At 61.3% G+C, this 16,796-nt stretch carries 11 protein-coding genes; 10 read left to right on the top strand and 1 reads right to left on the bottom strand.

Features of this window, described 5'->3' with window-relative positions; genetic code table 11:
• Positions 1–6: 6 nt before the first annotated feature.
• Positions 7–459, top strand: coding sequence for a 50S ribosomal protein L11 (gene rplK, locus ACFXP9_RS14130; protein WP_397209390.1), 453 nt, complete (start codon positions 7–9; stop codon positions 457–459).
• Between the two features lie 3 nt (positions 460–462).
• Positions 463–1,164 (top strand): 50S ribosomal protein L1, encoded by a 702-nt coding sequence (rplA, locus tag ACFXP9_RS14125; RefSeq protein WP_397209391.1) that lies wholly within the window; start codon positions 463–465, stop codon positions 1,162–1,164.
• Between the two features lie 8 nt (positions 1,165–1,172).
• Here the strand turns inward: rplA and ACFXP9_RS14120 are convergent, their stop codons facing one another.
• Complete coding sequence (locus ACFXP9_RS14120; RefSeq protein ID WP_397209392.1) at positions 1,173–2,075, bottom strand: glycosyltransferase; 903 nt, start codon at positions 2,073–2,075, stop codon at positions 1,173–1,175.
• A gap of 352 nt (positions 2,076–2,427) precedes the next feature.
• Between ACFXP9_RS14120 and rplJ the strand changes: the two genes are divergently transcribed.
• The 8 genes from rplJ (at position 2,428) to fusA (ending at position 16,654) form a co-directional block, all read left to right on the top strand.
• The gene (gene rplJ, locus ACFXP9_RS14115) at positions 2,428–2,943 is read left to right on the top strand and encodes a 50S ribosomal protein L10 (RefSeq protein WP_397209393.1); all 516 of its coding nucleotides are present in this window, start codon (positions 2,428–2,430) and stop codon (positions 2,941–2,943) included.
• Between the two features lie 66 nt (positions 2,944–3,009).
• Complete coding sequence (gene rplL / locus ACFXP9_RS14110) at positions 3,010–3,384, top strand: 50S ribosomal protein L7/L12 (RefSeq protein WP_397209394.1); 375 nt, start codon at positions 3,010–3,012, stop codon at positions 3,382–3,384.
• A 249-nt stretch (positions 3,385–3,633) separates the two neighbouring features.
• Positions 3,634–7,770 carry a DNA-directed RNA polymerase subunit beta gene (gene rpoB / locus ACFXP9_RS14105; RefSeq protein WP_397209395.1) on the top strand — a complete coding sequence of 1,379 codons (4,137 nt, stop codon included), beginning with the start codon at positions 3,634–3,636 and terminating at the stop codon, positions 7,768–7,770.
• A 53-nt stretch (positions 7,771–7,823) separates the two neighbouring features.
• A complete protein-coding gene (gene rpoC / locus ACFXP9_RS14100; protein ID WP_397210303.1) occupies positions 7,824–12,053 on the top strand; it encodes a DNA-directed RNA polymerase subunit beta' in 4,230 nt (1,409 codons plus the stop codon).
• A 524-nt stretch (positions 12,054–12,577) separates the two neighbouring features.
• Positions 12,578–13,420 carry a glycosyltransferase gene (locus ACFXP9_RS14095; protein ID WP_397209397.1) on the top strand — a complete coding sequence of 281 codons (843 nt, stop codon included), beginning with the start codon at positions 12,578–12,580 and terminating at the stop codon, positions 13,418–13,420.
• 237 nt (positions 13,421–13,657) lie between these two features.
• Positions 13,658–14,029: a 30S ribosomal protein S12 gene (gene rpsL / locus ACFXP9_RS14090; protein ID WP_073068257.1), complete on the top strand. Its 372-nt coding sequence runs from the start codon at positions 13,658–13,660 to the stop codon at positions 14,027–14,029.
• 12 nt (positions 14,030–14,041) lie between these two features.
• Complete coding sequence (rpsG, locus tag ACFXP9_RS14085) at positions 14,042–14,512, top strand: 30S ribosomal protein S7 (protein WP_397209398.1); 471 nt, start codon at positions 14,042–14,044, stop codon at positions 14,510–14,512.
• Between the two features lie 18 nt (positions 14,513–14,530).
• Positions 14,531–16,654: an elongation factor G gene (gene fusA / locus ACFXP9_RS14080; RefSeq protein ID WP_397209399.1), complete on the top strand. Its 2,124-nt coding sequence runs from the start codon at positions 14,531–14,533 to the stop codon at positions 16,652–16,654.
• The last annotated feature ends 142 nt before the right edge of the window (positions 16,655–16,796 follow it).

Genomic DNA, 16,796 nt, shown 5'->3' with positions numbered 1-16,796 from the left:
GGCCACATGGCCAAGAAAGTTGTCGGGCAGCTGAAGCTGCAAATCAAGGCGGGCGAAGCCAACCCGTCGCCCCCCGTCGGTCCTGCGCTGGGTCAGCGCGGTATCAACATCATGGAATTCTGCAAGGCGTTCAACGCCAAAACGCAGGAGATGGAGAAGGGCTCGCCCGTTCCGGTGATCATCACCTATTACGCGGACAAGTCGTTCACCTTTGAAACCAAGACCCCGCCGGCCTCGTTCCTGCTGAAAAAGGCCGCTGGCCTCAAGCCGGTCGGCAAGCGTAACCGCCCGAAAGGGTCGGAAAAGCCGGGTCGTGATGTTGCTGGCACCGTGACCGTCAAGCAGGTCCGCGAGATCGCCGAGATGAAGATGAAAGACCTGTCGGCCAATGACGTCGATCAGGCGATGCAGATCATTCTGGGTTCCGCCCGGTCGATCGGCATCGAGGTGAAGGGGTAAGTCATGGCGAAACTGGGTAAACGCACCAAAGCCGCCCGCGAAACCTTCGCTGGCAAAGCCAACCTGACCGTCGAGGACGCCGTCAAGCTGGTCAAAACCGCTGCTTCGGCCAAGTTCGACGAAACCGTCGAAATCGCGCTGAACCTTGGTGTCGATCCGCGTCACGCCGACCAGATGGTTCGCGGCGTCGTCGCGCTGCCGAACGGCACCGGCAAGGACGTTCGCGTTGCGGTTTTCGCCCGTGGTCCCAAGGCTGACGAAGCCAAGGCCGCCGGCGCAGAAGTCGTGGGCGCCGAGGACCTGATGGAATCGATCCAGGGCGGCAATCTGGACTTTGACCGCGTGATCGCGACCCCCGACATGATGCCGCTGGTCGGCCGTCTGGGCAAGATCCTGGGTCCGCGCAACCTGATGCCGAACCCCAAGGTCGGCACCGTGACCATGGATGTCAAAGCCGCTGTCGAAGCCGCCAAGGGTGGTGAAGTGCAGTTCAAGGCCGAGAAAGCCGGTGTCGTGCATGGCATGATCGGCAAAGTGTCCTTTGACGAGGGCAAGCTGGTCGAAAACCTGCGCGCCTTCGTGGATGCGGTGAACAAGGCCAAGCCCTCGGGCGCCAAAGGCACTTATATGAAAAAAGTCTCGATCAGCTCGACCATGGGTCCGGGCGTGTCGATCGACGTCGCTTCGGCCGTTACGGCGGGCTGACGCCCGCCTCAGATATCGGAATCTGGACGAGGCTCTGGCAGTGTTGCCGGGGCCTCGTCTTTTTCGGGCCCGGCAATAACCGAAGGTGCCGCCTGAATGATGCGGTGGAAATATTCGGGACGAAAATCGTTGAACTGGCGGCGCACGCCCAGGCGGAAACGGCGTGGCATCCTTCCGAAAAGCCGCTGATGTTCATTCCGCGCATGTTTCAGTTTGCGCGACTGTGCCTCGCGCGTGTCCGATTCCGCATGGGCGGTGTGGATATAGGCAAACGGACCCGGCAGCATCAGGGACGGCACTGTGCGGAAATGGCCCCCATGTTGCAGGGCATAAGGGTTATGGATCAGCCCCGGCGGGTTAACAATTGCAAAACCGATGGCAATATATGGCTCGAATTTGGCAAGAAGTTCCGGACCTTCCGGGGTGTTAATCAGGAACAGGCCATTTGGCCGTGTGATGATCGCGCGGTCGGGAACCCGATCCAGATGTTCGCGCAGCGTGGCAACGAAGTCCGTGGACAATGCATCATCGTCATCCAGCCGGAAATGAACGGTCCGGGTCCTTTTTACGGCATCCTGCCTTTGCATCCACGGGTCGATAGCATGGGTGATGTGGCTTGCCGTGTCATAGACGATTTCCGCCTGTGGAATGCCGTCGATCGCCTTGCGAAGGCGTTCCTGATAAGCCGAGGGAAGCTCGGGCGAGGTGAAGATGGCAAATTTGAAATCCTGATCGGTTTGCCATTTCAGCGAGGGGAGGCAAATCTTTTCGAAAAAATAAAACCGTTCTTCCAGCCGCTCGGGGGTATAGAGCACGCTGGCACGATAGGCCAGATCATCCGTGCTTCGCGCCAGTTTGACATCACTGCGTCCGAGATAGGAAAAGCGAAGATATCCAAAGATCCGGGTCATTTCGTCTTTTGGTCCCCAATGTTTTCATAGCCATAGCACGCATGTGTGTTTGCGGAAAGGGCGGGTCGCGCCGAGTGTTCCGGGCGTCCCGATGCAAGGCTTGCAATCCGGGCTGTCTGCGGCTAGTGACGACGCTTCAGAGGGGGCCGTGATTCGCGGTGCCCTTCTGTTACCTGTCCGAGACGGAGGGTGCCGCTTGCGGCTTAATTTCCTTCCCGAGATGGAAATCGAGGCCATTTTCCCGTGCTTTTTGTTCGGGTGATCTCGGGTCCATCGCCAGCGGACCCGGCCCTGTCCCTTGCGGGCAGGGAAAAGTGAGCCGGGGGGAAACCCCCAAACTTGGAGTGAAACCGTGGATAGAGCGCAAAAACAACAGGTGGTCGACGAACTCGGCCAAGTGTTTGAAGCCTCTGGCGTCGTGGTGGTTGCCCGCTACGAAGGGATGACGGTTGCCGAAATGCAGGACCTGCGCGCGCGGATGCGCGAAGAAGGCGGGTTCGTTCGTGTTGCCAAGAACAGGCTCGCCAAGATCGCCCTGGATGGGAAGCCTTGCGCAAGCATTGCCGACTATCTGACGGGCATGACCGTTCTCGCCTATTCCGAGGACCCGACCGCTGCGGCGCGGGTTGCGGACAAGTATGCCAAGGACAACGATAAATTCGTCGTTCTGGGCGGTGCTATGGGCGACACGGCTCTGGACCCGGCCGGTGTGAAAGCCGTCGCCGCCATGCCGTCGCGTGAAGAGCTTATCGCTTCGATCGTCGGCTGCATCGGGGCGCCCGCTTCGAACATCGCCGGTGCTATTGGCGCACCTGCAAGCAACATCGCGAGCATCCTTACGACTCTGGAAGAGCGTGAGGCTGCCTGAGGCAATCCCTGTCCCCTCGTGGGTTGAAACCCGACGTTGGAACACCAATCTTATGGAACTGTGAAAATGGCTGATCTGAAAAAACTCGCCGAAGAAATCGTGGGCCTGACCCTGCTGGAAGCCCAGGAACTGAAAACCATCCTGAAGGATGAGTACGGCATCGAACCCGCCGCCGGCGGCGCCGTGATGATGGCTGGCCCGGCTGCTGGTGCTGCCGAAGCCGCCGAAGAAAAAACCGAATTCGACGTCGTTCTGACCGACGCCGGCGCCAACAAGATCAACGTGATCAAAGAAGTGCGCGGCATCACCGGTCTGGGCCTGAAAGAAGCCAAAGAACTGGTCGAGGCCGGCGGCAAAGTCAAAGAAGGCGCTGCCAAAGACGAAGCCGAAGAAATCAAGAAAAAGCTGGAAGCTGCCGGCGCGAAAGTCGAGCTGAAGTAATCCGGCTGTCGGCCCTTGGGTCGCAAAACGGTATGATGAAAAAGGCAGGGTCCGGGGGTTTCCCCGGTCCCTGCCGAGCGCGTCTTGGAAAGGGGCTTGCCCCTGCGGCCCTTTCCCAAGGTGAGCTTCAGGTTCGGGAGTATGCCGGTGGGACGGCGTGCATGAATGGAACCTGTTCCCTTATTCGCAAGCTGCCCCGGTCCGGGCCCCGACGGTGCCGAGGTGCGATGACGAAAGGCAAGACCACCCATGGCGATGAACTATGTCGGCCAGAAGCGCATCCGGCGTTACTATGGCAACATCCGTGAAGTGCTTGAGATGCCGAACCTCATCGAGGTTCAGAAATCCAGCTATGACCTGTTTCTGCGGTCGGGCGAGACCGAGGCCCACGAGGATGGCGAGGGGATTCAGGGTGTTTTCCAGTCGGTGTTCCCGATCAAGGGTTTCAACGAAACCGCTGTTCTGGAATTCGTGAAATACGAGCTGGAAAAGCCGAAATACGACGTCGATGAATGCCAGCAGCGCGACATGACCTATGCTGCGCCGCTGAAGGTGACGCTGCGTCTGATCGTGTTCGATGTCGATGAAAACACCGGCGCCAAGTCGGTCAAGGACATCAAGGAACAGGACGTGTTCATGGGCGACATGCCCCTGATGACCCAGAACGGCACCTTCATCGTCAACGGCACCGAACGGGTGGTGGTCAGCCAGATGCACCGCAGCCCCGGCGTGTTCTTTGACCACGATCGCGGCAAGACGCACAGCTCGGGCAAGCTGCTGTTCGCCTGCCGGATCATCCCGTATCGCGGCTCGTGGCTGGATTTCGAATTTGATGCCAAGGATCTGGTCTTTGCGCGCATCGACCGTCGCCGCAAGCTGCCGGTGACGACGCTGCTTTATGCGCTGGGGATGGATCAGGAAGGCATCATGGATGCCTTCTATGAAACCGTCGATTACCGGCTGGAAAAGAACAAGGGCTGGGTCACGCGGTTCTTCCCGGAACGTGTGCGCGGCACCCGTCCGTCCTATGATCTGGTCAATGCCGATACCGGCGAGGTGATCACCAAGGCCGGCGACAAAGTCACCCCGCGTCTGGTGAAAAAGCTGCTGGAAACCGGCGAGCAGGTGAACCTGCTGGTGCCGTTCGACACCATTATCGGCCGCTTCGTCGCCAAGGATATCATCAACGAATCCACCGGCTTCATCTATGCCGAGGCGGGTGACGAGATCACCGCCGAATACGACAAGGATGGCGATCTGTCCGGCGGGCTGCTGAAGGTGCTGCTGGATAACGGCGTCACTGACATTCCGGTTCTGGACATCGACAACGTCAATGTCGGCGCCTATATCCGCAACACCATGGCCGCGGACAAGAACATGAACCGCGACACCGCGCTGACCGATATTTATCGCGTCATGCGCCCCGGCGAACCCCCCACCGTCGAGGCCGCCAGCGCCCTGTTTGACAGCCTGTTCTTCGATTCCGAGCGTTATGACCTGTCCGCCGTGGGCCGGGTCAAGATGAACATGCGTCTGGATCTGGATGCCCCTGACACCCAGCGCACCCTGCGCCCCGAGGACATCAAGGCCTGTGTCAAGGCGCTGGTCGAGCTGCGCGACGGCAAGGGCGAGATCGACGATATCGACCACCTTGGCAACCGTCGTGTCCGTTCGGTCGGCGAGCTGATGGAAAACCAGTATCGTGTCGGCCTGCTGCGCATGGAGCGTGCCATCCGCGAACGCATGTCGGGGGTCGAGATCGACACCGTCATGCCGCAGGACCTGATCAACGCCAAACCGGCGGCGGCGGCGGTGCGCGAATTCTTCGGCTCCAGCCAGTTGTCGCAGTTCATGGACCAGACCAACCCGCTGTCCGAGGTGACGCATAAGCGCCGCCTGTCGGCCCTTGGGCCGGGCGGTCTGACCCGTGAACGCGCGGGTTTCGAGGTGCGCGACGTTCACCCGACCCATTATGGCCGGATGTGTCCGATCGAGACGCCGGAAGGTCAGAACATCGGTCTGATCAACAGCCTTGCGACCTTTGCCCGCGTCAATAAATACGGGTTCATCGAAACCCCCTATCGTCGCGTGATCGACGGTCAGGTGACCGATGATGTCGTCTATATGTCTGCGACCGAGGAAATGCGTCACACCGTGGCGCAGGCCAACGCGGAACTGGACGGCGAGGGCAAGTTCGTTCAGGAACTGGTCAGCACCCGTCAGGCGGGCGATTTCATGCTGAACCCGGTGGATGCGGTTGACCTGATCGACGTGTCGCCCAAACAGCTGGTGTCGGTGGCTGCGGCGCTGATCCCCTTCCTTGAAAATGACGACGCCAACCGCGCGCTGATGGGCGCCAACATGCAACGTCAGGCGGTTCCGCTGTTGCGGGCCGAGGCGCCCTATGTCGGCACCGGGATGGAGGCCATCGTGGCCCGCGATTCCGGTGCCGCGATCATGGCCAAACGCACCGGCGTGGTCGATCAGGTCGATGCACAGCGGATCGTTGTGCGCGCGACCGAGGATCTGGGTGCGGGCGATGCGGGCGTGGATATTTATCGTCTGCGCAAGTTCAAACGTTCGAACCAGTCGTCGACCATCAACCAGAAACCGCTGGTCAAGGTGGGCGAGAAAGTCACCAAAGATCAGGTGATCGCGGATGGGCCGTCGACCGACCGGGGCGAGCTGGCCATCGGGAAAAACGTGGTCGTCGCGTTCATGCCGTGGAACGGCTATAACTACGAAGACTCGATCCTGATCTCCGAGCGGATTCACCGCGACGACGTGTTCACCTCGATTCATATCGACGAATACGAAGTGGCGGCCCGCGACACCAAGCTGGGGCCGGAAGAGATCACCCGCGACATCCCGAACGTGGGCGAGGAAGCGCTGCGCAACCTTGACGAGGCGGGCATCGTCTATATCGGGGCCGAGGTCGGGCCGGGCGACATTCTGGTCGGCAAGATCACCCCCAAGGGCGAAAGCCCGATGACGCCCGAGGAAAAGCTGCTGCGCGCCATCTTTGGTGAAAAAGCGTCCGATGTGCGCGATACCAGCCTGCGTCTGCCGCCGGGGGCCTATGGCACCATCGTCGAGGTGCGCGTCTTTAACCGCCACGGCGTCGACAAGGACGAACGCGCCCTGCAAATCGAGCGCGAGGAAGTCGAACGTCTGGCCCGTGACCGCGATGACGAGATGGCGATTCTGGACCGCAACTTCTATGCGCGTCTGAAATCGCTGATCCTTGGCCAGACGGCTGTCAAAGGCCCGAAAGGCGTCAAGTCGGGCAGCGAGATCACCGAAGACCTGCTTGGCACCCTGTCGCGCGGTCTGTGGTGGCAGCTTGCGGTCGAACACGAGGACACCGCCAAAGAGGTCGAGGCCCTGAACGAGCAATATACCGTTCAGAAAAAGGCGCTGGAAAACCGCTTTGAAGACAAGGTCGAGAAGGTCCGTCAGGGCGACGACCTGCCGCCGGGCGTGATGAAGATGGTCAAGGTCTTTGTCGCCGTGAAGCGCAAGCTTCAGGCCGGCGACAAGATGGCCGGTCGTCACGGGAACAAAGGTGTCGTGTCCAAGGTCGTGCCGATGGAAGACATGCCCTTCCTGGCCGACGGGACGCCGGTTGACCTGGTGCTGAACCCGCTTGGCGTGCCGTCGCGGATGAACGTCGGTCAGATCCTTGAAACCCACATGGGTTGGGCGTCGCGTGCGCTGGGTCTGAAGATCAACGAAGCGCTGGAAGATTATCGCCGTAATGGCGACATGACCCCGGTGCGCGAGGCGATGCAGAACGGTTACGGCGATGAACTGTATACCGAAATGTTCGCTGATCTGGATGACGACAAGCTGGTCGAACATGCCGAAACCGTTCGCGGCGGTGTGCCGATCGCGACCCCGGTTTTCGACGGTGCAAAAGAGGCCGACATCAACGACGCGCTGACCCGTGCCGGGTTCGACACCTCGGCGCAGTCGGTGGTCTTTGACGGCCGCACCGGCGAACAGTTCGCGCGCCCGGTCACGGTGGGCTTCAAATATGTTCTGAAGCTGCACCACCTTGTCGATGACAAGATGCACGCGCGGTCGACCGGCCCGTACAGCCTTGTGACCCAGCAGCCGCTGGGTGGTAAGGCCCAGTTCGGTGGTCAGCGTCTGGGTGAGATGGAGGTCTGGGCACTGGAAGCCTATGGCGCCGCCTATACCCTGCAGGAAATGCTGACGGTCAAGTCGGATGACGTGGCAGGCCGGACCAAGGTCTATGAAAGCATCGTGAAGGGCGAGGACAATTTCGAAGCCGGCGTGCCGGAATCGTTCAACGTTCTGGTCAAAGAGGTCCGGGGTCTGGGCCTCAACATGGAACTCCTGGACTCGGAGGAGGACGAGTGAGGGCGCCGCTGCGCCCCACTTTTTCCCCTTCGGCCTGATACAAGGATTGTGCAATGAACCAGGAACTTGCCACCAACCCCCTGAACCCGCTGGCGCAGCCGCGGCAGTTCGACCAAATCAAGATCTCGCTGGCATCGCCCGAGGAAATCCTCGCGTGGTCCTATGGCGAGGTCAAAAAGCCCGAGACGATCAACTATCGCACGTTCAAGCCCGAACGTGATGGTTTGTTCTGCGCGCGCATTTTTGGCCCGATCAAGGACTATGAATGCCTGTGCGGCAAATATAAGCGCATGAAATATCGCGGCCTTGTCTGCGAGAAATGCGGCGTCGAGGTGACCCTGCAAAAGGTCCGCCGCGAACGCATGGGCCATATCGAACTGGCCGCGCCGGTCGCGCATATCTGGTTCCTGAAATCGCTGCCCTCGCGCATCGGTCTGATGCTGGACATGACGCTGCGCGATCTGGAACGCGTGCTGTATTTCGAAAACTATGTGGTGATCGAACCCGGTCTGACCGACCTGACCTATGGCCAGTTGCTGACCGAGGAAGAATATATCGACGCGCAGGACCAATATGGCGCCGACGCGTTCAGCGCCGATATCGGCGCCGAGGCGATCCGCCAGATGCTGGCCAATATCGACCTGGCGACCACGGCGGAACAGCTGCGCGAGGACCTGAAAGAGGCCACCGGCGAGCTGAAGCCGAAAAAGATCATCAAGCGTCTGAAAATCGTTGAATCCTTCCTGGAATCGGGCAACCGCCCGGAATGGATGGTGCTGACGGTGATCCCGGTCATCCCGCCGGAACTGCGCCCGCTGGTGCCGCTGGATGGGGGCCGGTTTGCGACCTCGGATCTGAACGATCTGTATCGCCGCGTCATCAACCGCAACAACCGTCTGAAACGCCTGATCGAGCTGCGCGCGCCTGATATCATCGTGCGCAACGAAAAGCGGATGTTGCAGGAATCGGTCGATGCGCTGTTCGACAACGGCCGTCGCGGCCGGGTGATCACGGGCAATAACCGTCGCCCGCTGAAATCGCTGTCGGACATGCTGAAAGGCAAACAGGGCCGTTTCCGTCAGAACCTTCTGGGTAAACGCGTCGACTTTTCGGGCCGTTCGGTCATCGTGACCGGGCCGGAGCTGAAGCTGCATCAGTGCGGCCTGCCCAAGAAAATGGCGCTGGAGCTGTTCAAGCCCTTCATCTATTCGCGGCTTGAGGCCAAGGGCTATTCCAGCACCGTCAAACAGGCGAAAAAGCTGGTCGAAAAAGAGCGCCCCGAAGTCTGGGACATCCTTGACGAGGTGATCCGCGAACACCCGGTTCTGCTGAACCGCGCGCCGACGCTGCACCGTCTGGGGATTCAGGCGTTCGAGCCGATCCTGATCGAAGGCAAGGCCATCCAGCTGCACCCGCTGGTCTGTTCGGCCTTCAACGCCGACTTTGACGGCGACCAGATGGCCGTGCACGTCCCGCTGAGCCTTGAGGCACAGCTGGAAGCGCGCGTTCTGATGATGTCGACCAACAACGTTCTGTCGCCCGCCAACGGCGCGCCGATCATCGTTCCGTCGCAGGACATGATCCTTGGTCTGTATTACACGACCATGATGCGCGAAGGCATGAAGGGCGAAGGCATGATGTTCGCCAATATCGAAGAGGTCGAACACGCGCTGGCCTCGGGTCAGGTGCATCTGCACGCCAAGGTCACGGCCCGCATCCGCCAGATCGACGAGGACGGCAACGAGGTGCTGAAGCGCTTTGAAACCACGCCGGGCCGCATTCGTCTGGGGGCGCTGCTGCCGATGAACGCCAAGGCGCCGTTCGAACTGGTCAACCGTCTGCTGCGCAAGAAAGACGTGCAGCAGGTCATTGACACCGTCTATCGCTACTGCGGCCAGAAAGAGTCGGTGATCTTCTGTGACCAGGTCATGGGCCTTGGTTTCCGCGAGGCGTTCCGCGCCGGGATCTCGTTCGGCAAGAACGACATGGTGATCCCGGATGCGAAATGGGACATCGTGGGCGAAGTTCAGGATCAGGTGAAAGAGTTCGAACAGCAATATCTGGACGGCCTGATCACCCAGGGCGAGAAATACAACAAAGTCGTCGATGCGTGGTCGAAATGTAACGACCGCGTCACCGAGGCGATGATGAACACCATCTCGGCCAAGAAGATTCAGGACGGCGTCGAACAGGAACCCAACAGCGTTTACATGATGGCCCATTCGGGCGCGCGGGGTTCGGTCAACCAGATGAAACAGCTTGGCGGGATGCGCGGCCTGATGGCCAAACCCTCGGGCGAGATCATCGAGACGCCGATCATCTCGAACTTCAAGGAAGGTCTGACCGTTCTTGAATACTTCAACTCGACCCACGGGGCGCGGAAAGGTCTGTCGGATACGGCGCTTAAGACGGCGAACTCGGGCTATCTGACCCGCCGTCTGGTCGACGTGGCGCAGGACTGCATCATCCGCGAACATGATTGCGGCACCGAGCAGGCGATCACCGCGCAGGCCGCCGTCAATGATGGCGAAGTCATCGCGCCGCTGTCGGAACGCATTCTGGGCCGTGTCGCGGCCGAGGACGTTCTGGTGCCGGGCGAAGACACCGTTCTGGTGCGCCGCAACGAGGTTATCGACGAACGCAAGGCTGACGTGATCAAGCAGGCGGGTGTGCAGACCGTGCGCATCCGTTCGGCCCTGACCTGCGAGTCCGAGGACGGCGTCTGCGCGCTGTGCTATGGCCGCGATCTGGCCCGCGGCACGCTGGTCAATATCGGCGAGGCCGTCGGCATCATCGCGGCCCAGTCCATCGGGGAACCGGGGACGCAGCTGACGATGCGGACGTTCCACATCGGCGGTATTGCGCAGGGTGGTCAACAGTCCTTCGCCGCGGCCTCGCAGCCCGGTAAGGTCGAATTCCGCAACCCGAACCTGATCACCAACGCCAATGGCGAACAGGTGGTCATGGGCCGCAACATGCAGCTGGTCGTTGTCGACGATCAGGGGCAGGAACGGTCCAGCCACAAGCTGTCCTATGGCAGCAAGGTCATGGTGAAGGACGGGGAAGAGGTCGGTCGCGGCGCCAAGCTGTTCGAATGGGACCCCTATACCCTGCCGATTCTGGCGGAAAAGGGCGGCAAGGCCAAGTTTGTCGACCTGATCACCGGCCTGTCGGTTCGGGACGAAACCGACGATGCCACCGGCATGACCCAGAAGATCGTGTCCGACTGGCGTTCGGCGCCCAAGGGCAATGAACTGAAGCCTGAAATCATCATCGTCGATGAAGCGGGCGAACCGGTGCGCAACGATCAGGGCAACCCGGTCAGCTATCCCATGTCGGTGGACGCCATTCTGTCGGTCGAAGACGGGCAAGAGGTGCGTCCGGGTGACGTTGTGGCGCGTATCCCGCGCGAAGGTGCCAAGACCAAGGACATCACCGGGGGTCTGCCCCGCGTGGCCGAACTGTTCGAGGCCCGTCGTCCCAAGGATCACGCGATCATTGCCGAAATCGACGGCTATGTGCGCTTTGGCAAGGACTATAAGAACAAGCGCCGCATCAGCATCGAACCCGCGACCGAGGGGGCCGATGCCGTCGAATACATGGTGCCGAAAGGCAAGCACATCCCGGTGCAGGAAGGCGACTTCGTGCAGAAGGGTGACTATATCATGGATGGCAACCCGGCACCGCATGACATCCTGCGGATCATGGGGATCGAGGCTTTGGCCGATTACCTGATCGACGAGGTGCAGGACGTTTACCGGCTGCAAGGCGTGAAGATCAACGACAAGCACATCGAGGTGATCGTTCGCCAGATGCTGCAAAAGATCGAGATCCTCGACAGTGGCGATACCACGCTGCTGAAGGGCGAACATGTCGACCGTGACGAGTTCGACGAGGAAAACGCCAAGATCGAAGCCAAAGGCGGCACCCCCGCCAGCGGCGAACCGGTTCTGCTGGGGATCACCAAGGCGTCGCTGCAAACCCGCAGCTTCATCAGTGCCGCGTCCTTCCAGGAGACCACGCGCGTGCTGACCGAGGCATCGGTTCAGGGCAAGCGCGACAAGCTGGTCGGCCTGAAGGAAAACGTCATCGTCGGGCGTCTGATCCCGGCGGGCACCGGCGGCGCGACCACCCGTCTGCGCAAGATCGCCGCCGATCGCGACAGCGAGGTGATCGAAGCCCGCCGCGCCGAGGCCGAAGCCGCCGCCGCGCTGATCGAGGCGCAGACCCCCGTCACCGAAGCCGCCCCCGCGGCCCCGGTCGAGGGTGGCGACGAGGCCTGATCTTCGGATCACACATCATCGGGAAAGGCCGGGCCATGCGCCCGGCCTTTTTCGTGCGCGACACCGCCCTGTTCCTGTCCCGCCGGACCACGGGCCGCGCGCCCGGTTGGCTCGCAAGGCCCCCCGCGTGTGTCTGTGAGCCACGTGCGACGGACGCGCCCCATGCGCCGGGCGCGACCGTTATCCCGATAAGGGTTCGGCGGGTGAGGTGGCATCGCAGGCGCAGATCATTGCATAATCGGGCAGGATGCAAACGGCACGCGTGATGGCACCCACAGCTAGGGCGGGGGGGCAGCCCGGCGCCCGCCCCCTGTCCGGCCCCCGACCGGGCAGAAGTCCCGTCCCCTTATTACCTGTCTAGCGGGTGATCAGCCGGATGTGGGCTTACGGTGCCGCCCCACCCGCCGGACCTTGGTGCAAGGGGTCTGCACCAGCGCATTGCGGCCCGCTGATCGGTCGGGCGGATGGCGTGGCGGGCGGGAACCGGCTAAGCAGGGGCGGGGGCTTGTCCAAGGGGGGCGAAGATGCGGGTTCAGATGCTGGGGTTGTGCCGCTTTTCCTATCTGGGGATGCGCGGCTTTCAGGTCGACCATGCCTCGCTGGCCGAACGGCGGGCCTTTCTGTATGACCCCGACCGCCTGAAACGGCGCTGGTATTGGTTCCGCCATGTCGCGCTGCCGTCATGGCAGGCACAGATCGACACCGATTTCACGCTGGTGGTGATGACCGGTCCCGACCTGCCCCAGCCCTATCTGTCGCGCCTGCACCGGCTGGCGCGCGATCACGACTGGCTGCGACTGGAGCTGGTGCCGCCGATGGACCGCCATCTGGAGGCCTGCCTGACCGCGCTGCGCCCGCATCTGGATGACACGGCGGATGTGATCGGGCATTTCCGGCATGATGACGATGACGCGGTGGGGGTCGATTACATCGCCGCCGCGCGCGCCGATTTTCAGGCCGTGCGCGCGCTGTGGCAGCGCGACCGCGCGCTGTGCGTCGACCATGCGCGCGGGGTGATGGCGGATCTGCGCGGCGGCGCGCTGACCCTGACCCCGCGCATCACCCATAACGCCACCGCCGCGATGACCATCTTTTTGCCGCCCGACCTGCCGCGCAGCGCCGTGCATTACGAACATTGGAAGGTCGGGCTGTGGATGCCCAATGTCGCCATCACCCGCGACCCGATGTTCCTGCGCCTGATCCACGACGATGCCGATTCCGGCGATATGGGCGCGGGCTATGGCTGGCCGGCCGATGCGGCGGACTGGCCGGGGCTGTTGCGCCGGCGGTTCAATGTCGATCTGGACCGGCTTGAACGAGGTGCCCGGCGCTTTGGTCGCGGGGGCGCGGGCGGCGGCGATTGTTGACTTGGACGGGGTTTGGGCCTATACGCGCCGCTACCCGATGGGCCTTGCCCACGCGGGTGCCAGAGCCATGATTGGTCTGGGTCAGGGCTAAATGTCCAGATCCGCTGGAAAATTTCCTGTCCTTTCCCGCCACGGGAAGGATGGGGTTTGGCGTTTCCACGATTCGCGTGGAATGTCGTCGAGAAGTGGCGCACCAGCCGGTGCGAGTATTGACACGAAAGCAAGACGGGGAACCGAATGCCGACGATCCAACAGCTGATCCGCAAACCGCGGCAGCCCAAGGTGCAGCGCAGCAAGTCGCAGCACCTTCAGGGAAACCCTCAGAAGCGCGGCGTCTGCACCCGCGTTTACACCACCACCCCGAAGAAGCCGAACTCGGCTATGCGGAAGGTCGCCAAGGTGCGCCTGACCAATGGCTTCGAGGTGATCAGCTATATCCCGGGTGAAAAGCACAACCTTCAGGAACACAGCGTCGTGCTGATCCGTGGCGGCCGTGTAAAAGACCTTCCGGGTGTGCGTTACCACATCCTGCGCGGTGTTCTGGATACCCAGGGCGTCAAAGACCGTCGTCAGCGTCGTTCGAAATACGGCGCCAAGCGTCCGAAGTAAGGAGATCGCAGAATGTCCCGTCGTCACGCCGCTGAAAAACGCGAAGTGCTGCCCGACGCCAAATATGGCGATCGCGTGCTGACCAAATTCATGAACAACCTGATGATCGACGGCAAGAAATCCGTTGCCGAAAAGATCGTCTATAACGCGCTGGATCGCGTCGAAGGCAAGCTGAAGCGCGAGCCGATCGAGATCTTCCACGAAGCGCTGGACAACGTCAAACCCTCGGTCGAGGTTCGCTCTCGCCGGGTGGGTGGTGCCACCTATCAGGTGCCGGTCGAGGTTCGTCCGACCCGCCGCGAAGCGCTGGCCATCCGCTGGCTGATCGCTGCGGCCAAGAACCGCAACGAAAACACGATGGAAGAACGCCTCGCCGGCGAGCTGGCCGATGCCGTCAATGGCCGCGGCACCGCCGTGAAGAAGCGCGAAGACACCCACAAGATGGCCGACGCGAACAAAGCGTTCAGCCATTATCGCTGGTAACCGGAAGGAAGGCCCTTTATGGCACGCGAATATCCGCTTACGCGCTATCGGAACTTCGGGATCATGGCCCACATTGATGCGGGCAAGACCACGATGACCGAACGCATCCTGTTCTACACCGGCAAGAACCACAAAATCGGCGAGACCCATGACGGCGCCTCGACGATGGACTGGATGGAACAGGAAGCCGAGCGCGGGATCACCATTACCTCGGCGGCGACCACCACCTTCTGGCAGCGTCAGGAAGAACCGACCGCGGAAGGCACCTCGGACACCAAGTTCCGGTTCAACATCATCGACACCCCCGGCCACGTCGACTTTACCATCGAGGTCGAGCGTTCGCTGGCCGTTCTGGACGGTGCCGTTGCGCTGCTGGACGGCAACGCGGGCGTCGAGCCGCAGACCGAAACGGTGTGGCGTCAGGCCGACCGTTACAAGGTTCCGCGGCTGGTCTTTGTCAACAAGATGGACAAGATCGGTGCCGACTTCTTCAACTGTGTGAAGATGGTCAAGGAACGCACCGGCGGCACCCCGTGCCCGATCGCCCTGCCGATCGGCGCCGAGGACACGCTGGAAGGCATCATCGACCTGATCACCATGGAAGAGTGGGTGTGGAAAGGCGAAGACCTGGGCGCAAGCTGGGTCCGTCAGCCGATCCGTGCCGAGCTTCAGGATCTGGCCGACGAATGGCGTTCGAACATGATCGAGCTGGCCGTCGAGCAAGACGACGATGCCATGGAAGCCTATCTGGAAGGCAACGAACCTGACGTGGACACGCTGCGCAAGCTTATCCGCAAGGGCTGTCTGTCGATGTCGTTCTTCCCGATGCTGGCCGGTTCGGCGTTCAAGAACAAGGGTGTGCAGCCGCTGCTGAACGCCGTGATCGACTTCCTGCCCGGTCCGCAGGACGTGCCGACGCTGATGGGCTTTTCGCCCGATGACGAAACGGAAGAACGCAACATTGCCCGCAACGCCGATGACGCCGAACCGTTCAGCGCGCTGGCGTTCAAGATCATGAACGACCCGTTCGTGGGTTCGCTGACCTTCACCCGGATCTATTCCGGTTCGGTGAAGAAGGGCGATCAGATGCTGAACTCGACCAAGGGCAAGCGCGAGCGTGTGGGCCGCATGATGATCATGCACGCCATCAACCGCGAAGAGATCGAGGAAGCGTTCGCCGGCGACATCATCGCGCTGGCCGGTCTGAAAGAAACCACCACCGGTGACACGCTGTGTGACCCGGCCAAACCGGTGGTTCTGGAAACCATGACCTTCCCCGACCCGGTGATCGAAATCGCCGTGGAACCCAAGTCCAAGGCTGACCAGGAAAAGATGGGCCTCGCCCTTCAGCGTCTGGCCGCCGAAGACCCGTCCTTCCGCGTCGAAACCGATCTGGAATCGGGTCAGACGATCATGAAAGGCATGGGCGAACTACACCTCGACATTCTGGTCGACCGCATGAAGCGCGAGTTCAAGGTCGAGGCGAATATCGGTGCGCCGCAGGTGGCCTATCGCGAGACCATCTCGACCGAGGCCGAGATCGACTATACCCACAAGAAACAGACCGGCGGCACCGGCCAGTTCGCCCGCGTCAAGATGGTCATCACCCCGACCGAGCCGGGCGAAGGCTATTCGTTCGAATCGAAAATCGTCGGCGGTGCGGTGCCCAAGGAATATATTCCGGGCGTCGAAAAGGGCATCAAGTCGGTCATGGACAGCGGTCCGCTGGCGGGCTTCCCGGTGATCGACTTCAAGGTCGCGCTGATCGACGGTGCGTTCCACGATGTCGACTCGTCGGTGCTGGCCTTTGAAATCGCGGCCCGTGCCGCGATGCGTGAAGGTCTGCGCAAGGCCGGCGCGAAGCTGCTGGAACCGATTATGAAGGTCGAGGTCGTCACGCCGGAAGAATATACCGGTTCGATCATTGGCGATCTGACCAGCCGTCGCGGCATGGTCCGTGGTCAGGACACCCGCGGCAACGCGATCGCCATCGACGCCTTCGTGCCGCTGGCCAATATGTTCGGCTATATCAACAACCTGCGTTCGATGTCCTCGGGCCGCGCGGTGTTCACGATGCAGTTCGACCATTACGAAGCCGTGCCGCAGAACATCTCGGACGAGATCCAGAAGAAATACGCCTGATCAGGGCAGGGCGGGGGATGACCCCCGCCCATTTCGCGAAACCAAAGATTTAAGGAGCCACGCCCATGGCAAAGGCAAAGTTTGAACGGACGAAACCGCACGTCAACATCGGGACGATTGGTCACGTTGACCACGGCAAGAC

Origin of the sequence: Paracoccus jiaweipingae (genome assembly GCF_044335505.1) — a bacterium.
Lineage (GTDB): Bacteria > Pseudomonadota > Alphaproteobacteria > Rhodobacterales > Rhodobacteraceae > Paracoccus.
Note: the sequence above shows the minus strand (reverse complement) of the source record. Positions and strands in the feature narration are given on the sequence as shown.